At 71.8% G+C, this 22879-nt stretch carries 26 protein-coding genes and 1 pseudogene; 8 read left to right on the top strand and 19 right to left on the bottom strand.

The window, feature by feature from the left end; all coding sequences use genetic code 11:
* Positions 1-345 precede the first annotated feature (345 nt).
* From heR to AB0N31_RS01560, 4 genes are all read right to left on the bottom strand, one after another.
* On the bottom strand, positions 346-1128 hold the full coding sequence (gene heR, locus AB0N31_RS01545; RefSeq protein WP_366056265.1) for a heliorhodopsin HeR: 783 nt from the start codon (positions 1126-1128) through the stop codon (positions 346-348).
* Positions 1129-1638: 510 nt separating this feature from the next.
* Complete coding sequence (locus tag AB0N31_RS01550) at positions 1639-2679, bottom strand: TerC family protein (RefSeq protein WP_366056266.1); 1041 nt, start codon at positions 2677-2679, stop codon at positions 1639-1641.
* Positions 2680-2810: 131 nt separating this feature from the next.
* Positions 2811-2957, bottom strand: coding sequence for a hypothetical protein (locus tag AB0N31_RS01555; RefSeq protein WP_366056268.1), 147 nt, complete (start codon positions 2955-2957; stop codon positions 2811-2813).
* Positions 2957-3577 carry a universal stress protein gene (locus AB0N31_RS01560; protein ID WP_366056269.1) on the bottom strand — a complete coding sequence of 207 codons (621 nt, stop codon included), beginning with the start codon at positions 3575-3577 and terminating at the stop codon, positions 2957-2959. The genes AB0N31_RS01555 and AB0N31_RS01560 overlap by 1 nt, the downstream gene beginning before the upstream one ends.
* Before the next feature lie 159 nt (positions 3578-3736).
* Between AB0N31_RS01560 and AB0N31_RS01565 the strand changes: the two genes are divergently transcribed.
* Positions 3737-4075 carry a helix-turn-helix domain-containing protein gene (locus AB0N31_RS01565; RefSeq protein ID WP_366056270.1) on the top strand — a complete coding sequence of 113 codons (339 nt, stop codon included), beginning with the start codon at positions 3737-3739 and terminating at the stop codon, positions 4073-4075.
* A gap of 99 nt (positions 4076-4174) precedes the next feature.
* Here AB0N31_RS01565 and AB0N31_RS01570 read toward each other — a convergent pair whose 3' ends face one another.
* The 11 genes from AB0N31_RS01570 to AB0N31_RS01620 all read right to left on the bottom strand — a co-directional run bounded on the left by AB0N31_RS01570 (position 4175) and on the right by AB0N31_RS01620 (position 14469).
* Positions 4175-4657, bottom strand: a complete 483-nt coding sequence (locus AB0N31_RS01570) for a hypothetical protein (RefSeq protein ID WP_366056271.1) — start codon at positions 4655-4657, stop codon at positions 4175-4177.
* Between the two features lie 245 nt (positions 4658-4902).
* A complete protein-coding gene (locus tag AB0N31_RS01575) occupies positions 4903-5826 on the bottom strand; it encodes an SGNH/GDSL hydrolase family protein (RefSeq protein ID WP_366056272.1) in 924 nt (307 codons plus the stop codon).
* Between the two features lie 368 nt (positions 5827-6194).
* Positions 6195-6845: a CoA transferase subunit B gene (locus AB0N31_RS01580; RefSeq protein ID WP_366056273.1), complete on the bottom strand. Its 651-nt coding sequence runs from the start codon at positions 6843-6845 to the stop codon at positions 6195-6197.
* Positions 6845-7600, bottom strand: a complete 756-nt coding sequence (locus AB0N31_RS01585) for a CoA transferase subunit A (protein ID WP_366056274.1) — start codon at positions 7598-7600, stop codon at positions 6845-6847. Before AB0N31_RS01585 ends, AB0N31_RS01580 begins: the two co-directional genes overlap by 1 nt.
* Positions 7597-8394, bottom strand: a complete 798-nt coding sequence (locus tag AB0N31_RS01590; protein WP_366056275.1) for an SDR family oxidoreductase — start codon at positions 8392-8394, stop codon at positions 7597-7599. Before AB0N31_RS01590 ends, AB0N31_RS01585 begins: the two co-directional genes overlap by 4 nt.
* Positions 8391-9362, bottom strand: coding sequence for a fumarylacetoacetate hydrolase family protein (locus tag AB0N31_RS01595; protein WP_366056276.1), 972 nt, complete (start codon positions 9360-9362; stop codon positions 8391-8393). Before AB0N31_RS01595 ends, AB0N31_RS01590 begins: the two co-directional genes overlap by 4 nt.
* Positions 9363-9392: 30 nt before the next feature.
* Positions 9393-10325: a VOC family protein gene (locus AB0N31_RS01600; protein ID WP_366056277.1), complete on the bottom strand. Its 933-nt coding sequence runs from the start codon at positions 10323-10325 to the stop codon at positions 9393-9395.
* Positions 10326-10329: 4 nt separating this feature from the next.
* A complete protein-coding gene (locus AB0N31_RS01605) occupies positions 10330-11364 on the bottom strand; it encodes an amidohydrolase family protein (RefSeq protein ID WP_366056278.1) in 1035 nt (344 codons plus the stop codon).
* Positions 11361-12491, bottom strand: a complete 1131-nt coding sequence (locus AB0N31_RS01610) for an FAD-dependent oxidoreductase (RefSeq protein WP_366056279.1) — start codon at positions 12489-12491, stop codon at positions 11361-11363. The genes AB0N31_RS01605 and AB0N31_RS01610 overlap by 4 nt, the downstream gene beginning before the upstream one ends.
* A 23-nt stretch (positions 12492-12514) precedes the next feature.
* Positions 12515-13471 (bottom strand): cyclase family protein, encoded by a 957-nt coding sequence (locus AB0N31_RS01615; RefSeq protein ID WP_366056280.1) that lies wholly within the window; start codon positions 13469-13471, stop codon positions 12515-12517.
* Entirely contained in the window at positions 13468-14469 is a 1002-nt protein-coding gene (locus tag AB0N31_RS01620; RefSeq protein WP_366056281.1) for a fumarylacetoacetate hydrolase family protein, read from the bottom strand. The genes AB0N31_RS01615 and AB0N31_RS01620 overlap by 4 nt, the downstream gene beginning before the upstream one ends.
* A 137-nt stretch (positions 14470-14606) precedes the next feature.
* On the opposite strand from AB0N31_RS01620, the gene AB0N31_RS01625 reads away from it, so the two are divergent.
* Positions 14607-15536, top strand: a complete 930-nt coding sequence (locus AB0N31_RS01625; protein ID WP_366056282.1) for a LysR family transcriptional regulator — start codon at positions 14607-14609, stop codon at positions 15534-15536.
* Positions 15537-15885: 349 nt separating this feature from the next.
* Positions 15886-17043 carry an MFS transporter gene (locus tag AB0N31_RS01630; protein ID WP_366056315.1) on the top strand — a complete coding sequence of 386 codons (1158 nt, stop codon included), beginning with the start codon at positions 15886-15888 and terminating at the stop codon, positions 17041-17043.
* A 371-nt stretch (positions 17044-17414) separates the two neighbouring features.
* On the opposite strand, the gene AB0N31_RS01635 is transcribed toward AB0N31_RS01630, so the two are convergent.
* A complete protein-coding gene (locus tag AB0N31_RS01635; RefSeq protein WP_366056283.1) occupies positions 17415-17648 on the bottom strand; it encodes an NUDIX domain-containing protein in 234 nt (77 codons plus the stop codon).
* Positions 17645-18091, bottom strand: a complete 447-nt coding sequence (locus AB0N31_RS01640; protein WP_366056285.1) for a hypothetical protein — start codon at positions 18089-18091, stop codon at positions 17645-17647. Before AB0N31_RS01640 ends, AB0N31_RS01635 begins: the two co-directional genes overlap by 4 nt.
* A 224-nt stretch (positions 18092-18315) precedes the next feature.
* Between AB0N31_RS01640 and AB0N31_RS01645 the strand changes: the two genes are divergently transcribed.
* The 3 genes from AB0N31_RS01645 (at position 18316) to AB0N31_RS01655 (ending at position 20326) form a co-directional block, all read left to right on the top strand.
* A complete protein-coding gene (locus AB0N31_RS01645; protein WP_366056286.1) occupies positions 18316-18879 on the top strand; it encodes a hemerythrin domain-containing protein in 564 nt (187 codons plus the stop codon).
* A 360-nt stretch (positions 18880-19239) separates the two neighbouring features.
* A complete protein-coding gene (locus AB0N31_RS01650) occupies positions 19240-19443 on the top strand; it encodes a cold-shock protein (RefSeq protein WP_073491490.1) in 204 nt (67 codons plus the stop codon).
* 139 nt (positions 19444-19582) lie between these two features.
* Positions 19583-20326 (top strand): SOS response-associated peptidase, encoded by a 744-nt coding sequence (locus tag AB0N31_RS01655; protein ID WP_366056287.1) that lies wholly within the window; start codon positions 19583-19585, stop codon positions 20324-20326.
* Positions 20327-20383: 57 nt separating this feature from the next.
* Here AB0N31_RS01655 and AB0N31_RS01660 read toward each other — a convergent pair whose 3' ends face one another.
* Entirely contained in the window at positions 20384-20788 is a 405-nt protein-coding gene (locus AB0N31_RS01660; RefSeq protein WP_366056288.1) for a PPOX class F420-dependent oxidoreductase, read from the bottom strand.
* A gap of 171 nt (positions 20789-20959) precedes the next feature.
* Here AB0N31_RS01660 and AB0N31_RS01665 point away from each other — a divergent pair, with 171 nt between their 5' ends.
* Positions 20960-21607 carry a hypothetical protein gene (locus AB0N31_RS01665; protein WP_366056289.1) on the top strand — a complete coding sequence of 216 codons (648 nt, stop codon included), beginning with the start codon at positions 20960-20962 and terminating at the stop codon, positions 21605-21607.
* Positions 21608-22011: 404 nt separating this feature from the next.
* On the opposite strand, the pseudogene AB0N31_RS01670 reads toward AB0N31_RS01665, so the two are convergent.
* A pseudogene (locus AB0N31_RS01670) lies at positions 22012-22275 on the bottom strand (phosphotransferase); the annotation flags it as partial.
* Between the two features lie 158 nt (positions 22276-22433).
* Between AB0N31_RS01670 and AB0N31_RS01675 the strand changes: the two are divergent.
* A complete protein-coding gene (locus AB0N31_RS01675; RefSeq protein ID WP_366056290.1) occupies positions 22434-22784 on the top strand; it encodes a hypothetical protein in 351 nt (116 codons plus the stop codon).
* Positions 22785-22879 lie beyond the last annotated feature (95 nt).

Here is a 22879-nt window from a genome sequence, read left to right on the forward strand (position 1 = left end):
CCACGGAGTGGAGCCAGGACGATCCCGGCTCCACTCCGTCGACCTCGGCGGCCTCCTCCAGGAGATGGAGGGGGCCATGCCGGAGACCGGGTCGGCCCGCTCGGCCGCGACGGCGCCGCGCGTGCGCCCGGTCGGGATGAGACCCATCGTCTTGGCCCGGCATGCCAGGGCATGGCGGGACTCCGGTCCGGCCGAGCACTGCCACGGTGTGACCGTGCTCGGCGACGGCCTCCACCACGCGCGTCTTCGTGGCCGGAGCTCGGGCCGTGTACGAGCTGACGTGTCCGCTCGCGCAGAGGACACGGTCAAGTCAGCTGCACCGCCCGAGCGCAGGCTGAAAGAGGTTCAGTCAGCCAGCGAGCCGGTGAAGATCTGCCACGCCAGGAGTGACTTCGCCACGAGGCTGAGGACCAGGTAGGCCTTTTCACCGTATGCGTAGTCGGACCACCGGCCGGCTCCGCGGTACTGGAGCCATTGGTTGAGGCCGAAGCTGAAGAAGAGGGTGGCCTGGACGAGAACGATTCCGTACACGAAGCCGGGGACGGTCTCGGCCGCGACGATGTTGTACGCGATCGAGATCCACGGCGTGACGCCGACCAGCGTCCCGAACCAGAACGGCAGCATCGTGGTCCTCGCCCGCCCCGGCGGGTTCATCAGCTCCTCGACCCAGCCGAAGAGGATCATCCCGATGTTGGCACCGACGACGGCGAGGACGGCGTTGATGCTGGTGATGCCCGCGTAGAAGCCGATGAGGAGCACCACCAGGGTCGCGCTCAGCGCGTACTCCAGCCACCGGAAACGGTTGATGCCACGTCTGAGGTCGCGTTCGTAGATGCGGCGGCACACCGTCGCCGTCAGCAGGTGGTCCACTGCCGCGAGGGTGAGGAAGACGGCGACGGCCCAGCCGATCGGCACGTCGAACAGTGCTTCGGGGGCGGGCGCCTCCGTTCCCGGCGGCCCTTCGGGAACGGAGGCGGTGACGGTGATCGAGAAGTCTCCGGCGAGGAGGACGATCGCCACGGCCTGGACCAGGTGCAGCAGCGTGAGCCCCAGGTTCCACCTGCGGAGCCCGGCGAGGCGCTCGGCGGTGACACCGGTGGCCACCGATGTGCCGTCCTCTCGCTTCACAGTTCCTCCCCAGTGGCCGGCACCGCGGTACGTCAGCATGGTCGTATCTGTCCGGCCGGAATCACAGCAGTCACGCCACCGCCCCGCCGGAAAGTCGCCCGGGTGGCGCCCGGGAATCCGCCGTACCCGCTCGTCTCCGGGACAGCCCGCGGACCCTTCCCCACCGGTCTCCCCCGGGACGGTGTGGCTGCGGTTGCGCAACGATCTGGGCGGCTGTGCCCTTGGCCGAGCCTATGGGGGGACGAGGGTGCACAGCGCGTTTGCGGTGTTCAACGACGTGGGGTGAGGGATCCGGACGGTTCGGGGGGGACGGGATGTGGCGCCGGACGCTTCGTGGGCTCTGGTGAAGTACTGGTCGGCCTGTGTTGACTGCCACGTCCGCATCGGCGCGGGCGCCTGCGAGGACGGCCAGGACGCCACCTGCGGACGGCCGGCCGGTGACGGTGCAGGCGTGCACGGACCTGGTGCGGGGTGTGGCGGGTGTGTTGCGACGGCTGGGGCTGAGGGTGGTCATGACGGCCGTCCTTCCGGATGGTGCGGGCCGGTGCCGGGGGCCGTGGTGTCCGGCTCGGTGCCGGTCACGTCGTCCGTCACACGCGTCGCCTCGCCGCTGTCACTGCCTCCGCCGCGGGTGGCGATCAGCGACCAGGCGATGGAGACGGTGATGGTGACGACGATGACGCCGAGGGTGAGGGGGATGGGCAGCTTGCCGACGGGGGTCTCGGACAGGATGAGCTTGACGCCGGCGAAGGCGAGCAGGACCGCGAGCCCGTAGTGCAGGTACTGGAAGCGGCGCAGAAGTCCGGCGAGGCAGAAGTACAGGCTGCGCAGGCCGAGGATGGCGAAGGCGTTGGCGGTCCACACGATGAAGGTGTTGGTGGTGATCGCCAGGACGGCGGCGACGGAGTCGACGGCGAAGATCAGGTCGGTGGCCTCGACGGCGACCAGGACCACGAACAGCAGGGTGGCGATGCGTTTGCCATGCACGCGGATGAAGAACTTGTCGCCGTGGAAGCGCGGGTCGGTGGGGATGGTCTTCTTGACGAGCCGGACGACGGGGTTGCGGTCGGGGTGGACCTCCTCGTCCTTGGAGACGGCCATCTTCCAGCCGGTCCAGATCAGGAACGCACCGAACAGGTAGGCGGTCCAGAAGAACACCTGGAGCAGTTCGGCGCCGATGAAGATGAACACCAGGCGGGCCGCGAGCGCGCCGATGACGCCCCAGAAGAGGACCTTGTGCTGGTAGGCGTCGGGCACGGCGAAGAAGGAGAAGACCAGCGCGAACACGAAGACGTTGTCGATCGACAGGGCCTTCTCGATCAGATAGCCCGCGTAGTAGGTCGATGACGCATCGCCGCCCTGCCATGCCCACAGGACGAGGCCGAAGCCGAGGCCGATGGCGATCCACAGGCCGCTCCACAGCGCGGCCTCGCGGAAGCCGATCACGTGGTTGTCGCGGTGGGCGATCAGGTCGACGGCGAGCATGGCGCCGATGCCGACGGTGACCGCGGCCCACACCCACAGCGGGACGGCGAACGACAGTTCATTCATGGTGGATCGGCTTCCTCGGGCGGGGGCGGAAGGACAAAGACGGAGAAGAGAGTCGGGGGCCCCGGGCCCTGGCGGGTTACGGAGGGCTGCCGGGCCCGGGCGCTGGTTCACCTGATGGTTGCGACAGGTGCTCACCTCCCTGCTCGGACGGGCCACCGAACGGGGGTGCCAGCGGTGCGGCGGCGCGGCCGCAGGGCGAGCGCGACGCACAGGCCGCCGACGACCAGGTCCACCAGCGCGAGCGGCCACCACGGCGCGAGCACGTTCAGGCCGTTCATCACGCCTCCACGGGGCGGGTGGCGGGCAGGCGGCGCCGGGCGAGCGTCCACACGTTGCGGACCCCGGTGGGCGACAGGTCGGCCGGGTCCAGAGCGGCGCCGGCGACGGGGACCGTCCAGCGGGTGGGGGCGACGGCGAAGACGAAGGGCCCGCCGCGTACGGCGGAGGCTTCGGTCAGGCTGTGCGCATCCAGGCCGGCCGGTCCCCGGCTGGAGGCCACCACCAGCGGGGAGTGATGACGTGCGGCCAACGCGAGCACCCCGCCCGCGGCCCGCAGCCGCATCTGTCCGCCGTCATCGGCCGGGACACGGTGGGCGACGGGGATGTAGCCGACCCCGGCAGCACGCAGCCGGGGCAGCACGCGGGTCAGGAACACCCGGGCCGCCTGCGCGTCAACGCGGGCACGCTCCGGAATCTGCCGCTGGGCGGGCAGGACGGCGACCAGCAGCACCGGTGCCTTGCGCGGTGTGGCCAGTCGTACGGCCGCGTCGACCACGGCCAGGTCGTCGGAGCGGTTGGTCACCAGCGCGGTGACCGGGTGCGGCAGGGACAGTGGCAGCACCGGAGATCCGGTTTCCGCGTGGCGGGTCGGGATCGGGACGAAGGTCTGGGAGGACATCGTGACCCCCCTTTCAGCGGGGTGGAGAGGGCGGTGGGGATATGTCCAGCGTCACTTGACCCCCTGATTCCCGTCAAATAATACGCGAAAATTTTTTCGGCAATTATTTTTCGCGAAATGATGTTGGTTATGCGAAGTCGGCTTCGTATGATGAAGGCCATGAGCCAGCCCTCCAGCCCGCGCGGCGATCAGTGGACCTTCCTGACCAACCACGCCCGGGTCCTGATCGCCCTCGCCCGCGACCCTGAAGCGCGCGGGCGCGACGTCGCCGCCGCCATCGGCATCACCGAACGCGCCGTCCAGCTGATCGTCGCCGACCTCGAAGCGGCCGGATACCTCACCCGCGAGCGCGTCGGCCGCCGCAACCGCTACACCATCGATCTCACCGTCGCCCTGCGTCACCCCAGCGAGGCGGACCACCCCGTCGGCGACCTCCTGGCCACCTTCCTGCACCGCGAGGACACCCCCGCCGACGACCGCGAACGCGCCGCCTCGTAAACCGGTCCCGACTGAGCGTGGCGGCGCTGGGGTGTGCAGCAGCCGGTCCCGGCCACCCTCTCCCCGTGGGGCGGCCGGGACCGATCCTTTGCCCGAGCCTCAGCGGCCGGGGCAGGGCACGCCCGGCGGCGCCCACGGCAGCGGCGAGGCCGCGTGGACGAACGGGCCGCCGCGGATGGCGGCGGCCTCCATCACCGTGCAGGCGTCCAGGCCCGCCGGCCCGCTGCGCGAGGCCACCAGCAGCGAGCAGCCGTGCAGGACCGCCGTGTCCAGCAGGGCCTTCGCCGCGTGCAGCCGCCCGCGGATCAGATGGTGCTCACCGCCCACCGGTCCGCGGCCGATGCCGGCGACGGCGGCCGGTTTCCGCGTCGAGCACGGGGCGAACCGGTGGCCTGCGCCGAGCCGATCCTCGGCGGTGTCCACCAGGACCTGCTCGACGCTCTGGAGTTCGCCCGCCGCTGGATCGGCGTGGGCGCAACCAAGGACGAACTGCCGGAGCCGGACGAGAAGATCTCCGCGATCCTCCCCGCCTGCCGCGACCTGCCGGCCCTGGAGCGCCACGACCTCAACTGCCCGGCCCACGCGCCGCACCGGCAGTCCTGGACGACGAGCCCCTCGTGGTGCTGCACAGGCCCACCGGGACCGGGTTCGAGGTGCGCGTCGGCGGCATCGGGGACAACTTCCAGCTCCACATCCAGGGTGAGCCCGCCCGGCTGGGGCATCCGATCACACCGTCCACGGTGGGGGAAATCCTGCGCGCGGTCGGCCTCGGGCCGTGTTCCCCGCCCGCCGGGGTCCTTGCCGGGGCAGGGCGGGGAACCGGTCGGTCAGCGGTGTCCGGCCCTCTTGCCCAGGCGTTCCAGGACCGCGCTCGCCATGGTCTCCATGCCCTTGGCGTTGGGGTGCACGGGGGCTGCGGGCGCGGAGGGCCGGAGCGGTTCGATCCAGCGGTCGGCCGGCGCCTTGCACATGTCGTGTCCGACGAACGGACCGTAGGTGTCGACGAACTCGGCTCGATTCAGCCACGCCACCAGGCGCAGCATCCGGTTCAGGCGCTTGCCCGTGTCCCGGAGGTAGGGGAAGTCCTTCGCGGCGAAGGGAACCGAGGGGTAGCAGCCGCTGCCGTCGTCGGGCAGGAGCGCGGGATAACCGACGACCACCACGCGTGCGTGCGGTGCCCGCTCATGCACCGCACGCAGCACACGGGCGACCTTCGGAGCGGTTTCGAGGATGCTCAGCGTGAGCCGGTCGACCCCGGAAGACGCGTAGTGCTGCCGGCACGGGTCGCCGGACAGGTCCTCGGAGCTGAGCGCGGCACAGGTGCTGATGATGGGGCCGAACCCCATGTCGTTGCCGCCGATCTGCAGCGTCACCAGGTCGGTGTTTCGGTTCAGGGCGTCCAACTGGGGCCCGTTGGTCCCCTGGGCCTTCCACATCTCGTCGGTCTTGGCCCCGCTGCAGCTGACGTCCGCGAACGAGGCGACCTTGTACCGGGTCGCCACCAGCGAGGGGTAATCATGGTCCGAGCGGGCGCAGTTGGCGTCGACCTGGCGCGGAATCAGTGGACCGGACGTGTACGAGTCACCGAGCGCCACGTAGTCCACGGGGCGGGGGGAATGCCGCTCTCCGGCAGAAGCGGGAACCGATGTGCCGACACCGGCGACGAGCGCGCAGCTGCTCAGCGCCGCGCCCAGCGCCATGGTGCGGCGCCGTCGCGCGAGGTCGCCGCCCTGACGCGTGTGATGGTTCATCGTGCCCCTTCCTCGAAGTCCGGTCAGCCCGCTGTATCGGACCGGCCGTCGGAGCACACGGAGGATCGCGACACCGCGGCAACCGGACACGCTCCTGTCCCACAGGTCCAACATCGCTTGTATACCGGCCGGTAGACACGCGGAACAGAGTTTGGTCGGCGCCGGCTTGTTCGACTTCCGCCCACCGGGCCGGACCGCCGGGGCGGGCGCGTCCGTCGTCGGTCCGATTCCGTCCGATGTCGTCGGCGGTGTCGGCTGCCGCGAGGATCTCCTCCCGTCAACCGACCAGCCGGTCAAGGGGACATGGGCCGGCCCGCCGCCCGTCGGCGGGCAGCGGGCAGCGGGCAGCGGGCCAGGATTGATCCGGGTCAGCAGGCGGCGGTGAAACCGTCGAGGCGCAGGGCGGCCCCGGTGCGGGCCGAGATCTCCTCGACGGTGACGCCCGGCGCGGTCTCGACGAGGGCGAGGCCGCTGCCGGTGACGTCGAGCACGCCCAGATCGGTGACGACGCGGTGGACGCACCGTTCGCCGGTGAGCGGGAGCGTGCACTCCTCGACGACCTTCGGGCTGCCGTCCTTGGCGGTGTGGTCCATCAGGACGATGACCCGGCGGGCACCGTGGACGAGGTCCATCGCGCCGCCCATGCCCTTGACCATCTTGCCCGGAATCATCCAGTTGGCGAGGTCGCCGGTCGCGGAGACCTGCATCGCGCCCAGGACCGCGGTGTCGATGTGGCCGCCGCGGATCATGCCGAAGGAGAGCGCCGAGTCGAAGAAGGAGGCGCCGGGCAGCACCGTGACGGTCTCCTTGCCGGCGTTGATCAGGTCCGGGTCGACCTGGTCCTCCGTGGGACAGGGACCGGTGCCGAGGATGCCGTTCTCCGAGTGCAGGACGACGTGGACGCCCGGCGGGAGGTGCCCCGGGATGAGGGTCGGCAGGCCGATGCCGAGGTTGACGTAGGAGCCGTCGGTCAGTTCGGCGGCGGCGCGGGCGGCCATCTGGTCGCGGGTCCAGGCCATCAGCCGCTCACCGTCCTCTTCTCGATGGGCTTGTCGGCGGCCTCCTCGGGGGTCAGCGCCACGACCCGCTGCACGTAGACGCCGGGCAGATGCACCTCGTCCGGGGCGAGTTCGCCGGGTTCGACGAGTTCCTCGACCTCGGCGACCGTGACGCGGCCAGCCATGGCCGCCAGGGGGTTGAAGTTGGCGGCGGCCCGGCGGAAGCGGAGGTTGCCGTGCCGGTCGCCGCGCCAGGCGCGGACCAGGGCGAAGTCGGTGGTGATGCCGTGCTCCAGGACGTGCGGACGGCCGTCGAAGTCGCGGGTCTCCTTGGGCGGTGAGGCGACGGCGACGGTGCCGGCGGGTGTGTAGCGCCAGGGCAGGCCGCCCCGGGCGACCTGGGTGCCGACGCCGGCGGGGGTGTAGAAGGCGGGGATGCCCGCGCCGCCGGCGCGCAGCCGTTCGGCGAGGGTGCCCTGCGGAGTCAGTTCCACCTCGAGTTCCCCGCCGAGGTACTGGCGGGCGAACTCCTTGTTCTCGCCGACGTACGAGCCGGTCACCCGGGCGATGCGGCCGGCGGCCAGCAGGATGCCCAGGCCACGGCCGTCGACCCCGCAGTTGTTCGACACGACCCGGAGCCCCGTGGCGCCCTGCGCGTACAGGGCGCGGACGAGGATCTCCGGCACACCGCTCAGTCCGAAGCCGCCGACGGCGAGCGAGGCCCCGTCGGGTATGTCGGCGACCGCCTCGGCGGCGCCGGCACTCACTTTGTTCACGAACGGTCCTTTCTCGACAGGGCTGCCGGCCGGTCGCCGGCACCGTCCGCCTCCGGACGCAGGGCGTCGGAGACGGACTTGACGCCGCCGTGCGCGGTGAGGCCGCCGTCCACGGGGATCTCGGCGCCGGTGATGAACGACGATTCGTCCGACAGCAGGAAGACGACGAGCGGGGCGACCTCGTCGACCGTCCCGGTGCGGCCGAGCGGCGTCTCGCGGACGTTGGCCTCGCGGAACACCGGAACCGCCGAGGCGGTCATCTCGGTCTCGATGTAACCGGGATGGATCGTGTTGACGCGGATCCCGCGCGGACCGAGTTCGAGGGCGGCGGTCTTCGACAGGCCCCGCAGCGCCCACTTGCTCGTGGTGTAGGCGACCGGATAGTGGGCGGTCAGGGCCGCGGAGGAGCCGACGTTCACGACGGAGGAGCCGGGCGGCATGAGCGGCGCGAGGTGCTGGATGCCGAGCAGCGGGCCGGTGACGTTGACCGCGTGGACCCGGGCCAGGTCCTCGGGGCGCACGTCGCCGACGCGGGCCCGCCAGGTGATGCCCGCGTTGTTCACGAGGCCGTGCACCTGGCCGTAGGCCTCGCGCAGGTCCGCGGCCAGGTCCGCCCAGCCCCTCTCGTCGGTCACGTCGAGCCGGCGGCAGCCGGGCGCGTCGCTCACGTCGGTGGCGATGACGCGGGCGCCCTCCCGGACGAGGGCCGCGGCCTCGACGGCGCCCTGGCCACGGGCCGCGCCCGTGACCACGACGACCTTGCCCAGCAGCCGCTTGGGGTGCGGACCGCTCACGGCCGCTCCCGGCCACGACGCCTGCCGCTCGGCAGGGGGACGGGCTCGGCGCCCGCGACGACGGTGTTGGTGAGCGTGCCGATGCCCTCGACGGTGAGGACGACGGTGTCGCCGGGCTTCAGGGGCGGCGGTGTCCGCTCGCCCCGCAGGCCCCACAGCTCGGCGAGGCAGCCGCCGTTGCCGCAGGTCCCGGAACCGAGGACGTCACCCGGTACGACACGGGTGCCGCGGGAGGCGTAGGCGGTCATCTCCTCGAAGGTCCAGCTCATGTTGGAGAGCAGGTCCTCACCGACCACCTCGCCGTTGATCTCGGCGGTCAGCGCCAGGCGCAGGAACCCGTCGGGGTCCCGGTACGGCTCCAGTTCGTCGGCGGTGACGAGGTACGGGCCGAGGGTGGTGGCCGTGTCCTTGCCCTTGCAGGGGCCGAGCCCGACCTTCATCTCCGCCGACTGGAGGTCGCGCGCGGACCAGTCGTTGAAGACCGTGTAGCCGACGATGTGCTCGCGGGCCTGTTCGGGGGTGAGGTCGCGGCCCTCGCGGCCGATGACGGCGGCGACCTCCAGCTCGTAGTCCAGCACGGACGAGCCGGGGGGCACGGGGATGTCGTCGCCGGGACCGTGGACGGCGTGCGGGTTGGTGAAGTAGAAGGCCGGTGCCGCGTACCACTGCTCCGGCACGCCGGCGGCGCCGTCCACGGACCGCCGGACGCCCTCGACGTGCTCCTCGAAGGTGACGAAGTCCCGGACCGACGCGGGCCGCAGGGGAGGCAGCAGCCGCACCTCGGAGACATGGGGACCGGACGGCACGTCGAGGGCGGCGGCACCGGCGGCGAGCAGCGCGGGCAGGCCGCCGGTCTCCGTGAGCAGGGCGGTGAGCGAGGTGACGCCGGGCAGCGGAAGGAGGGTGCCGTCGTCCTCCACGACGGCCACCCGGTGGCGGTGCTGGTGTTCGTATGCGGCGAAACGCATGGGACGACTCCTGGGGGAGCGGGGTCGGGGTCAGACCGGCGGGGCGACGAACACGCCGCGGTCGGGGTCGTTGAAGGACTCCTTGGCGATCAGCTCGTTCATCGGGTTGGCGGTGCCCCACTGGTCGGTGACCTCGGGCCGGGAGAAGTCGTAGACGTGCGGGTGCCAGGTGTCCTCGTCGAGGCACTCCAGCTCGGTGGTGTACTCGACGGTGTTGCCGTGCGGGTCGAGGAAGTACGTGAAGGTGTTGTCGCCCGCCATGTGCCGGCCCGGACCCCAGATCTTGCGGAACCCGGCGCGCATCACGCGGCCGGAACCGCGCATGTACTCGTCGAGGCCGCGCATCTCGAAGGAGATGTGGTGCAGGGCGGTGTGCGGGCCCCTGGCGATGGCCATCGAGTGGTGCTGGTTGCTGATCCGCATGAAGTGCATGACCTCGCCCATGTGCGGCGAGCTGAGCGTGTCGGAGAGCCGGAAGCCGAGGTGGCGCTCGTACCACTCCCGGGTCCGGTTCAGGTCGGGGGAGTTGAGGACGACGTGGCTCAGCTTGACCGGGATCGCCTCCTTCTCCTCGATCTTGCGGTGCTGCCGTACCTCGACGTCGGCGGAGACCTCGATGGTGCGGCCGTCGACGTCGAAGAAACGGAAGCCGTAACCACCGCCGGGCGTGTCCACCTTGCCCGGCTGGGAGATCAACCGGACCCCCTGAGAGAGGAGTTGATCGGCGAGGGTGTCGACGTCGGCCGCGTTCGCGGCCCCGTACGACACGAGGTCGAGGCGCTTCTCCCCGGCCTTGCGCAGCCGGACGACGTACTGCTCGGGCGAGCCCTCGGCGGCCAGGAAGGAGATGCCGGAGTCCTCGGCGACCTTGGTCAGGCCCCAGACGCCGGCGTAGAAGTCGAGTTGCTTGTCGTAGTCGGGCACGGCGAGGTCGACGTGCCGCAGGTGGGTGAGCAGGCGCATGGTGTCAGTCCTTCCGGAGGAGGGCGGCGGCGTTGCCGCCCCGTACGGCGTGGAAGTCGGCATCGGGGAGACGGGCGGCGCGCAGGGCGCCGACCGGGTCCTCGGTGCCCATGTCGAAGGGGAAGTCGGAGCCGAGCAGCACCCGGTCGGCCCCGGCGACGCGGACCAACTCCCGCAGCACGTGCGGGTCGTGGACGAGGGAGTCGAAGTACAGCCGCTTCAGATAGCTGCTGGGCGGGTGCGCGCAGCCGCCGCCCGCGTCGGAGCGGGCCGACCAGGCGTGGTCGGAGCGCCCGATGTGGGTGGGCAGGTAGCCGCCGCCGTGCGCGGCGATCAGTTTCAGCGCGGGGTGCCGGTCCAGCACCCCGGAGAAGATCAGGTGGGACAGCGCGACGGCGTTCTCGGTGGGCTGTCCGACGGTGTTGGACAGGTACCAGCGGTCCAGCCGCTCGTCGAGCGTGCAGCCGAAGGGATGCAGGAAGAGGAGCGCGCCGGTCTCCTCGGCCCGGGACCAGAAGGGGGCGTAGGCCGGGTCGGAGAGTTCCCGTCCGGGGGCGTGGCTGGAGATCTCCACCCCGGCCAGACCCTGTTCCAGAGCGTGGTCCAGGGCGCGGACCAGCTGGTCCGGGTGCTGGAGCGGCACCAGCCCGAGGCCGCGCAGCCGGTCCGGCGCCGCCGCGCAGTGCGCGGCGGTGGCCTCGTCGGCCAGCCGGTACACCTTCTCGGCCGTCTCCTCGTCCGTCCAGTAGTGGTAGTGCGAGGGGGACGGACTGACCAGCTGGACATCGACGCCCTGGGCGTCCATGGCGGCGAGGCGTACGGCCACGTCGGTCAGCCGGGGGACGCGGTCGCGGACCATGGGGCCGCTCACCGCCAGGGCGGCGGGGCCGTTGCGGCGTGCGTCCAGGGCCCTGGCCTCGCCGTGGCCGGGCAGCCCGGCCACGAGCGCGTCGACCTCGGGCAGCAGGACGTGGGCGTGCACGTCGACGGTCGGGACGTGGGTGGAGGTCAGGTCCCCACGAGGGGTGGGCTCGGTCACGGCAGTTCCCTGAGCATGGTCATGGTCCGGCCCATCAGGCCGGGCACGTCGGCGTCGCGCACCCCGTCGAGCTGCCACTGCCCGATCTGCACGGACGCCTCGACGACCGGCCGGACCCGTGCGATCCGCCGCTCGTGGTACGCCTGGAACAGCGCGTCGTCCCAGGTGTCGGACCCGGTCAGCAACTGTGCGAGGACCCAGGCGTCCTCCAGGGACAGCGCCGCGCCCTGGGCGAGCGTGGGCGGGCAGCAGTGCGCGGCGTCGCCGACCAGGACGACCCGCCCGCGGTGCCAGGAGTCCTCGACCAGCAGCCGGTCGAACCAGGTGTAGTTGACCTTCGCCGGGTCGGTGATGTGCCGGGTGATCTCCGGCCAGAAGCCGCCGTACGCCGAGGCCAGGCGCCGCATCTCGTCGGCGTGGGAGTCGGCCGGTATCGAGGCGCGGTCGCGGTTGGCCTCGACGACGTAGGCGTACAGGGTGTTCTCGCTGGTGGGGCAGTACCCGGCGATGTAGGCCGGGCCGCCGTAGGCGAGGTCGGTGCGGACCACGCCGGCGGGGCGGGGGGCGGCGATGCGCCAGATGGCCATGCCGGTGGGCTCGGGCTTGTCGGTGATGCCGATCGCGGCGCGGGTGGTGGAGCCGAGGCCGTCGGCGGCGATCACCAGGGCGTAGTGGGTCTCGCTGCCGTCGCTGAGGCGGACGAGGACGCCGTCGGCGTCCTGGTCCAGGATCTCGGCGGTGGTGCCCAGCCGGACCGACGCGCCGCTCGCGCGCACGGCGTCGATGAGGATCTGCTGGAGCTGCGGGCGCTGCATGCCGACGGTGGCGGGCAGGTCGTCGCCCCCGGTGCGGATGTCGCGGGCGACGTGCAGGACGGTCCCGTCGGGGGCGGTGATGCCGACGGAGCCGAAGCCGAAGCCGGACGCCCGGACCCGCTCCCACACGCCGAGTTCACGCAGCACCCGCAGGGCGTTGCCCTGGAGGGTGATGCCGGAGCCGGCGGTGGCGTTCCAGTCGTCCCTGGCCTCGATCAGGTCCACGGCGAGGCCGGCCCGGCGCAGCAGGATCGTCACGGCGTTGCCGGCCGCGCCGCCGCCGACGACGAGGACCGTGCGGGCTTGGTTCATGGGGAACTCCCTTGTTCCTCGGGTTACTTGACGGCGATCGGATTGACGGGGGAGCCGACGGCGCCGGTGATGGGGAGTGGTGCGGCGGTGAGCCAGAACGCGTGGACCCCGTCGTCGGCGCAGTCCGCGGCGAGGGCGTCGAGGTCCCACATCTCGCCGATCAGCAGGCCCATGTTGGGGATGACGACCTGGTGCAGGGGCTGGAAGGCGTGCGCGAACTCGTTCGGGCGGACCTCGAAGCCCCAGGTGTCGGTGGCGATCGCGGCGATCTCGCTGCCGTGCAGCCAGCCGGCCGTGGTGAACGACAGGCCGGGCGCGGGACCGCCGGCGTACTCGCCCCAACCGTCGCGGCGGGCCCGGGCCAGCTGCCCGGTGCGGACCAGCACGATGTCACCGCGCCCGACGGTCACCCCGTGGGCCTCGGCGGTCGCGCGCAGGTGCTCCTCGGTGATCGCGAAGCCGTCGGGCAGCTCCCCGTCCGCACCGACGACCCGGCCCACGTCGAGCAGCACCCCGCGTCCCGCGACGTACGGCGCCATGTGCTCGATGCCGGTGACGAGGTCGCCGTCGGAGGTGACGACCTTCTCGGCCGCCCGCCCGTTCCACGCCTTGCCGTGGTCGAAGATGTGCCCCAGCCCGTCCCACTGGGTGGAGCACTGGAGCGGCATCGCGATCACGTCGTCGGCGCCGCCGATGCCGTGCGGGAAGCCCTGGTTGCCGAGCGCCGCGTCGGTGCCGGTGTCCAGCATGGTGTGCACCGGGTTGGTGCGCCGCCGCCAGCCCTTCTGCGGGCCGTTCATGTCGAAGCGCTGGGAGAGGGAGAAACTCACGCCCCGCCGCACGAGCGCGGCGCCCTCGCGGCGCTTGGCCTCGTCGAGGAAGTTCAGCGTGCCGAGCACGTCGTCCTCGCCCCAACGCCCCCAGTTGGAGTAGGCCTCGGCGGCCTCGGCGATCGCGCCCTCGGGATCGTCGCGGTTCACGCGGCCCCCTCCGCGACACAGCGGGTGCGCTGCGCGCCGAGTCCGGTGACCGACCCCTCCATCACGTCGCCGTCGCGCAGCAGCCGGCCCCAGTGCATGCCGTTCCCGGCCGGGGAACCGGTCAGCACCAGGTCGCCGGGGAGCAGACGGGCGCTTCGGGAGGCGTACGACACCATCCGGGCCACGTCGAAGATCATGTCCTTGGTGGACTCGTCCTGCATCGTCTCGCCGTTCAGCTTCAGCGTCAGCCGCAGGTCGCCGGGGTCCGCGATCGACTCGGCGGGCACGATCCAGGGGCCGAGCGGCGTGAAGCCGGGGGCGTTCTTGCTGCGCAGCCAGTCGGTGCCGATCTGCGGCATGTCGCGGCGGAAGACCGTGGCGCGGTCGGTGAGGTCGTTGGCGATCGTGTACCCGGCGACGTGCTCCAGGGCCTCCGCCACGGACACCCGGTGGGCGGGCCGGCCGATCACGGCCGCCAGCTCCAGCTCCCAGTCCGGCTGTTTGGCCCACGTGGGCAGGACGACGTCGTCGTACGGGCCGGTGATCGCGCTCGGCAGGCCGATGAACACGTACGGCAGGTCCTCGGCCGCCCGCCGGTCCATGATCTCGGCGGCCTCGGCGCGCCGCTCCTCCTCGGGCCGGTCGTCGCCGGGCGCCCGGTGGGCGACGTGCAGATCGATGACGTGCTGCCGGTAGTTCGCTCCCGACTGGAACACCTGCCGCGGCTCGACGGGGGCGTGCACCCGGAAGTCCGCCAGCGGCCCGCGGTCGGGGCCGTCCGCCGCGGCCAGCGCCCGCAGCCGCGGCAGAACGGTCTCCCACTTCTCCAGCAGCCCGCGGACGTCCGGCGGACCGTCGCCGAGGGCGGAGCGCAGGTCGATCACCCGGGCGTCCGGGGTGACGAGGGCGGGGAAGGCCGGGCCGTCCGGGGCCGACAGCGTGGCGAGGGCGAACGGTCCGGCGAAGAGCGCGGAGACGGGTTCGGGTTTCACGGACATGTCCTCCTGATTGCGGTGCGACTAATCTGGACCCGCCACCCGCGATCAGGGAAATCGATTCGATGGATGACCAGCATCCACGCGACGAATTCTTCCTGGTCGGCGCCGTACAACGCCGTACCACTAGGGGAAGACCCGTGAATCTGGCCCGCCTGGACCTCAACCTCGTCGTCGCCCTGCGCGCGCTGCTGGAGGAACGCAACGTCACCCGGGCCGGGCAGCGCATCGGCCTCAGCCAGCCCGCCATGAGCGCAGCCCTGGCCCGGCTGCGCCGCCACTTCGACGACGACCTGCTCGCCCGGGTCGGCGGCCACTACGAACTCACCGCCCTCGCCCAGGTCCTGCTCGACCGCACCTCCACCGCCTACGACGTGCTGGAACGCCTCTTCGCCAGCCAGGCCGACTTCGACCCGTCCAGGGAGAGCCGCGAGTTCAAGCTGGTCGCCTCCGACTACGCCGTCGCCGTCTTCGGCACCGAACTCGCCCGCGTGGTGCACGAGGAGGCCCCCGGCATCCGCCTGCGCTTCGCGCAGACCCCGCCCACCGTCGTCGACGACACCGCGACCCTGCTGAGCGCCACCGACGGCCTGTTCATGCCGCACGGCGTCATCAGCGACTTCCCCGCCACCGACCTCTACCAGGACCGCTGGGTCTTCCTCGTCGCGGACGACCACCCGAGCGTCGACGACCGCCTCACCCGCCGGGACCTGGCGAGACTGCCCTGGGTCACCTACCAGCGCACCTACGACGCCCCGGCGGTCCGCCAGCTCGGCATGCTCGGCATCGAGCCACGCGTGGAGGTCTCCGTCGACAGCTTCCAGCTCCTGCCGCTCCTGGTGGCCGGCACCCGGCGCATCGCCCTCGTCCAGGCGCGCCTCGCGAGTCTCCTCGCGCCGATCGCCGCCGTCCGCGTGCTGGAACCGCCCTACGAGGCCGTGCCCCTCCAGGAGGCACTGTGGTGGCACCCGGTGCACACGCACGACGCGGCCCACATCTGGCTGCGGGAAACGGCCGCGCGGGTCGGCAGGCGTCTCGCGGGCCTTCCGGAGGAGCGGGCCCCCTTCTGACGGGCGGGGCGGGTGGTCGGCGGGCCGGGCGGGCCGGGCGGGGCAAGGGGCGGTCTCCTGGACGAGGTGCCCGTCCCACCGGATCCGTCGGGTATCCACGCGATGGATCGAAGGCATCCGAAAACCGGATCACACCAGGTCTGGGCAGGCCGCCTCCCGGAACGCATAGTCGTGGCACATCACGCGCCCGTGCGCCGACGTCCTCCGAGAGAGGGACCCGGCCGCCACGGGGCACCACCTCTCCCGCCTCGCGCCCTGGAGTGCCGCCATGCCCGCTCCCGCCGTCCCGACCGCCCTCGACCGAGGGGACTCCCCGCAGGCCGGGGGGAAACTGCCGGCCACGCTGCTGATGGCCGGCAGCTGTCTGCCCGTCCTCGGTGCCGTCCTGATCGCCCCCGTCCTGCCCCGCATGCAGGACCACTTCGCGGGGGTCGCCGGGGCCGAGGCGCTCGTTCCCCTGGTGCTGACCGTTCCCGCCCTGTCGCTCGCCCTGCTCGCCCCGTTCGCGGGCGTCGTCGTCGACCGGGTCGGCCGCAAGCGCCTGCTGGTCGCCGCGACCATCCTGTACGCGCTGTTCGGCACGGTCCCGCTGTGGACGGACTCCCTGTACGGCATCCTCGCGAGCCGTGTGCTGGTCGGCGTGGCCGAGGCGGCGATCATGACCGCCTGCACGACGCTGATCGGTGACTACTACACGGGGCGGGTCCGCGATCGGTACCTCGCCCTGCAGACCATGTGCGCGTCGGCGTCCGCCACGGTCTTCTTCGTGCTCGGCGGCGCCCTGGGGGCGGCCGGCTGGCGTGCGCCCTTCGGGCTGTACGCGGTCGGGCTGCTGCTCGCCCCCGTCATGGCCCGCGCACTGCCGACCCCGCGGCCCGCGTCCGGGGACGGACAGGACCGCACCGGCACCGGACCGCGGCCCTTCCCCGTGCGCCGCATGACCGGCATCTGCCTGCTGACCGTGTTCGGCGCGGTCGTCTTCTACACGGTGCCCGTGGAGATGTCCTACCTCCTCGACGACCTCGGCACGGACGCCCCCGGTGCGATCGGTGCCGTCACCGCGGTCGCCAGCGCGGCCACCGTCGTCGGCTCCGTCGTCTTCACCCGGCTCACCGACCGCCCCCGACACCGCCTTCCCCTCGTCCTCGCGCTGAGCGGCGTGGGCTTCCTGTTCATGGGCCTCGCCGACGGCCTGCCCCTGCTGATCGTGGGAGCCGTGGTCAACTGCGTCGCCACCGGACTCCTGCTGCCGTCCCTGCTGACGCTGGCCATGTCCCGGCTCGACTTCGCCGACCGCGGCCGCGGCACCGGCCTGTGGACGTCGGCGTTCTTCCTCGGCGAGTTCGCCTGCCCCCTCATCCTCCTCGGCGGCAAGGGAGCCCTCGGCGAGCTGGCTTCGGCCGTGGGACTGCTCGGCCTGACCACCCTGCTGCTGGCGGCGGCACTGCTGCCCCTCACCCGCCGCACCGGCGCGGCTCAGCCCCACGGCGCCCCCGAGCGGCCCTGACCGCCCGGGCCGACCCGGTGGTACGGCCGTGGCCGACCGGCGCGCGACGGTGGGGGTGTGCGTGAAGGGCGCTGCGGCTGTGTCCACGGCCGGCGGGCGTCCGGCGCGCAGCCCCCGGTGACGGCCCGCCGCCGCACCGAGGTGGTCGAGAGGGGGAGACCGTACCGAGCGACACGCCGACCTCGCGGCACGATTCCTCACGCACCGAGCCGCCGATCACGCGCCGCCGACGGGGCGGCCGCTCAGTCCGGGACCGCGCCGCGGGTGAGCCGGGCGAGGTATGCGTCGATGCCCGAAACCCGGCCGGGCACCGGAGCCCCGAGCTCCCACCAGCGAACCCCGCAGATCTCCTGCCCGCTCTCCTCGAACAGCTACCGGCCGGCCGCCCGCCGGGCGGTCTCACCCGGTTCGGGCATGCCGCCGGGCAACTCCCAGCCGTCCCGGTGGCGGTCGTGGACCATGACGAACTCGTCCCGGTGCCGGGCAGCCGTCAGCGCCAGGGGCATGGGGGCATCGCCGGGAACCTCGCTCTCCGCACCACGGGCGAAGGAGACCAGCAGACCGCCCGGGCCGTCGGACGCCGAGGGTCCGGCCGGAGCCGTCATGCCGCTGTGGTCAGTGCGGTGGCCGTGGCGACGGCGACGTCGGCTCGGGCGTGGATGATCAGGCGTATCCCGCTGTTGTCGGCACTGGCCTCGTCCAGCAGACGCCGGGCGGGGGCGCTGTGGGTCGCCACGGACATCAGCAGCCCGAGGCGGCTGCACAGACGGTGGACCCGCAGCACCACGCCGACCGTCGCGTCGGTCGCCGCCGACTCGTCGAGGACCATGACGACGAAAACCGGCATGTGTCCCTCGACCAGAGCGCTGACCTGCGCGAGCAGGCCCTCCCGTCCGTCGGCACCGGGGTCGGCGTGCACCGTGATGACGAGCACATCCAGGTCGAGTGCGTGGGACATCATCACGGTCGGCCGTCCCTTCTTCAGCGGATCGGGGGTCGTAGTCGGACTACCCCGTACCGGGACGGTGATGCCGGGTGCGGTGGACATCGGCCGCTGCCGGTCCTGTCGGCCGCCGGAGTGAAGGGGCGGGGCATCGCGGGGCAGGGGGAGCGCACGGGGGAGGCATAGGTCCTGGGTGCCGAACGGGCGGGGCCCTCGGGACGGAGTGGCCGTTCCCGCCCTCGCCGGAGGACGACGCCGACGGCGCGGACGCACGCGCCGAGGGCAGCCGGCCGGCACCCGGCCGCAGCACGACGAGGAGTGGAGAACCCATGGGACACGACGGAAACGTCATCCAGGAACTGACCGCGGACCATCGCGAGGTGGACGCCCTCTTCGCGCAGATCGAAGCGCTGCCGCCGGCCGACCCGGAGCGACGCGAACTCGCGGACCGGATCACCATGGAACTGGTCCGCCACTCGGTGGCCGAGGAGCAGTACCTGTACCCGACGGTGCGCCGGTACGTCGACGACGGAGACGACCTCGCCGACGAGGAGATCGCCGAGCACGGCGAGGTCGAGCGCATGCTCAAGGAGCTGGAGGATTGCCGACCCGGCGACGGACGCTTCGACGCGCTGATCACGGGACTCAGGAACTCCGTCACGGCGCACGTCGACGACGAGGAGAACCGGCTGTTCCCCCTGCTGGCCGAGGTCTGCTCCGCCGCCGCTCTGGAGGATCTCGGCGAGAAGGTCCGCTCGGCCAAGAAGCACGCTCCCACCCGCCCGCACCCGTCCGCGCCGGACGCCCCGCCCGCGAACAGGATCCTCGCGCCCGGCACCGGCATGGTCGACCGCCTGCGCGACCTGCTCACTGGGCGCGGAAAGCAGGACTGAACGGACGGAAGCCGCCGGACGGCGTCCCCCCCGCCACCGGACCGGGGCACCGTGCATGCGGGAATTTCCCTTACCCGGTGAGAAAACCGACGGGGCTCACCCGGGGGATCCGGTCCTCGGCCCGTTCGGCCGTCACTCCAGTGGGTCTGTGCACGCGAGCCGGAATGACTCCGGCGGTAACCTGGTGGGAGAAGCCGGTCGCAGTTTTACTCGTGTGTTTGTGCCAGTCGCATGCTCGCAGAGAACGATGGTGCGGGCGCGAAGCTTGTTCTCCAGGTTGTGCTGGAGCAGCCGCGTCGTCAACCGGCCGGGTATTCGCACGGTGCGAATTACCCAACCCAGCCCCTGTAAGGAGCAGCAATGACTCAGGGAACCGTCAAGTGGTTCAACGCCGAAAAGGGCTTCGGCTTCATCGCCCAGGCCGACGGCGGCCCGGACGTCTTCGTGCACTACTCGGAGATCGACAGCTCCGGCTTCCGCAGCCTGGAGGAGAACCAGCAGGTGGAATTCGACATCGTGCAGGGCCCCAAGGGTCCGCAGGCTTCACGCGTACGCCCCCTGTGACGACATCCGCAGCCCGCGCCTGCCGCCGCTGACATGACGGAAAAGGGCCGACGCCTTCCCGGCGCCGGCCCTTTTCACGCGCCCGCACCGCCGGACGGCGCCCGCACGTTCCCGGGAAAACAGTGGGAGAGTGGGGTGCATGTGCGGTCGTTACGCTTCCACCCGCGATCCCGAGGACCTCGCCCGGCACTTCCACGTCGTCGACCGGCCGGTCGGCGAGTCGCTCGCGCCGAGCTGGAACGTCGCTCCGACCGACGACGTCTGGGCCGTCCTCGAACGCACGGCGCGCGGCGAGGACGACACCGCGCCGGCGAGACGTGAGCTGCGGCCGCTGCGCTGGGGCCTGGTGCCGTCGTGGGCGAAGGACGTCAAGATCGGCGCGCGGATGATCAACGCCAGGGTGGAGACCCTGCACGAGAAGCCCGCCTTCCGCCGCGCCTTCACCCGGCGCCGCTGCCTGCTGCCCGCGGACGGCTTCTACGAATGGCAGCCGGTCAAGGCCGGGGACACGGGCCGTACCCGCAAGCAGCCGTACTTCATCCACCCCGAGGACGGTCGGGTCATGGCCCTCGCCGGCCTGTACGAGTACTGGCGCGACCCGCAGGTGAAGGCGGACGACGACCCCGCCGCCCGGCTGATGACCTGCACCGTCATCACCACCGACGCCACGGACGCGGCCGGCCGGGTGCACCCCCGCATGCCGCTCGCCCTCACCGAGGACCGGTACGACGCCTGGCTCGACCCCGCCCACCAGGATCCCGACGAACTGCGCGCCCTGCTCCGGAGCCCCGCGGACGGACGTCTCGAGGTGCGACCCGTGTCGCCGGCCGTCAACGACGCCCGCAACGACGGACCGCACCTCCTCGACCCGATCACGCCGTAGAACACCCCGCAGCCGCCGAGGCGCACCCCTGTCCCGCGCCGTGAAGCTCCGGGAACCTCAGAGGCCCCCCACCACCTTGCGCGGCTTGATCCTCACGACGACGCGGTCGGCGTCGTCGACCGAGGCCGGGTTGAAGTCCGCGTACTGCTTGCCGGTGTACTTGACCGACAGCTCGTCGATCAGTTCGCGGGCGCCGTCGGTGGTCATCTCGGCGGTGCCGCGGACCTCGGCGTACGTGTACGGCGAGTCGGCGGGCTGCACGACCAAGGTGACCCGGGGGTCACGCGCGAGGTTCTTGTACTTCCGGCGGTCGACGGTCGTGGAGAACAGCACGTCGTCGCCGTCCCGCTTCACCCACACCGGCGACACCTGCGGGCTGCCGTCGGGCTGGATCGTGGCAACGGTGATGAAGACGGGCGAGTCGAGCAGGGACTTGAGGCTGTCGGACAGTTCGGCGGGCATGATGGCCTCTCTGCTGATGTCGAGGCGGCCCCTGGACGCAGGGCCGTAGGCGTACCCGACAGATACTGCGCCAACGCTTCGGCCGGCACGGGTATTCGTGCACCGCGCGAGTCGTCCCGGGCCGCGCCCCGGGGGGCCGGGAATGTCAGTGGCGGTTGTCATCATGAGCCCATGAGCAAAGTGATCTCGTACAGCGTCGCCGACGCCCGGCACATCGTCGCGTTCGTGAGCGGAGGCCACTTGACCGCCGATCAGCAGCGCATCCTCGGCCACGTCCGCACGGCGGCCGAGGAGCACCAACGCGACCTGGACCGCCAGGGCGTCGACTACGGACTGACGGTCCCCGAGGCCCTGGACCATCTCCTGGCGGGCCGCGCCGACTCGGACGCCGTGTACGCGGGCAACGCGTACTACAGCGCCCTGCAGCACATCATCGACCGCCACGCCGGCGACCCGTACGACCTGGGTGTCTTCTCGAGCCCGGCCAGGTTCTTCGGCCTGCTGGACGACGAACTGCGCCGCCTCGGCGTTCCCGCGGAGCTGCTCCCGGGCACCTTCCTGTACGCCGGTCCGCCCCCGGAGATCCCGTTCCGCATCCCGTACCCCGTCGACGGCTCCCCGGAGATAGGCCGCCTGCCCCTCGAACGGGCCGAGCCGGCGGCGGACGCCTACCGCGCGGTCATGGACCGGGTGGACGGCGACCTCCGATACGAGCTGGAGCAGCTCGCCGGCATTCTCCGGACCGAGCACGACGAGTGGCAGACCGCCCTGCGGTACGGCTGGACGATGGACACGGTCTTCTTCTCGATCAGGGGCTGAGCGGGACGGCCGACCCGCCCCTCGACCCGAAGCGCGGCGGGGGCGCGGTTCCAGGACGGCTTCCAGAGGGTCAGCTCGGTGGTGTAGTCGGGGAGGTTCTCCACCCTCATCTCCACCTTGGTGATCCTCGGCATCGCCAGGTTGCCGTCCTTGGTGACCGTGCACAGGAGGGTGCCCTCGGGCAGCAGCGCCAGCAGGTCCTTCTTGCCGGTGATCGTGGCCGGCAGGGCGTTGGTGTCGGCTGCCGCGGCGCACTGCTCCGCGGTCGGACCGTCGCTGATGCCGGTCGTGGTGAGGAAGCTCGGTGAGGAGAAGCCGCTGAACTCGTTGTACGTCAGCTCGATGCCGGCAGGGACCGAACTGCCGCCCTCGGCGTAGGTCTTCGGCAGGTCGAGATCCACGTAGACGAGACCGCCGCTGCGGGTGAGCTGGGTGGCGTCGGTCGCCCGCGCGATGCCGAAGTCGATCACCCAGGGGCCCTCCGCGCTCAGCAGGATGTTGCTGGGCTTGAGATCCCGGTGGATCACCTTCAGGGCCACGGGCTGGTTGCCCCGGGTGCGCGAGAGGCAGACGGCACCCCTGCCCCCCTCGCCGATCTTGGCGAGCAGTCGGTAACCTCCGACGTCTCGCGGGTCCTCGGGACTCAGCGGCGTATGAATCGCATTCACGCTCAGAGCGTGCCCTGCACCGCGATCACACGTCCGAGAAACCGGATAGTCACCGTACGTATCGAGCGACTTGCGCCATGGCGGGGTGAGCGGCCGGTCCGCGGGCAGGCCGGGCCGGCCGATCGCACCACCGGGTCCGCCGGCCGTAGGCTCCCGGCATGCAGCAATCCGAGATCATGCAGCGCGTCATCGGCATCCTCACCGAGGCCATCGAGATGAAGCGGCAGGTCCGCGAGAACCCCGACGCCGACGTCGCCCTCACCGGGGCCATCTCCGCGCTCCTCGCGGAGACGTTGCCGCAGATCAGCCTCCCGAGGGACGCGACCGCGCAGGAGACCATGGAGATCATCACGGCAGCGCTCGGGCCCGCCATCCTGACGCTGGCCAACTGCTTCTCCTACGCCTTCGTGCACCTCGGCGAGGTGCACGACGAGGGCCGGCCCGACATCTCGACCGCCGACGTGCTGCGCTCCCTCTCGCTGAGGTTCGCGCGGCAGGAGGAGGCCTGACGCGGCCGAGTCACCCGCGGGGCGGCCTCGCCCGCCGCCCGGTCGTCGGTGCGGACGGTTCGGAACCGAACCCCGAATCGTAATCAAGATCGCCA

Source organism: Streptomyces sp. NPDC051051, assembly GCF_040682975.1.
In the GTDB taxonomy this organism is placed as follows: Bacteria; Actinomycetota; Actinomycetes; order Streptomycetales; family Streptomycetaceae; genus Streptomyces.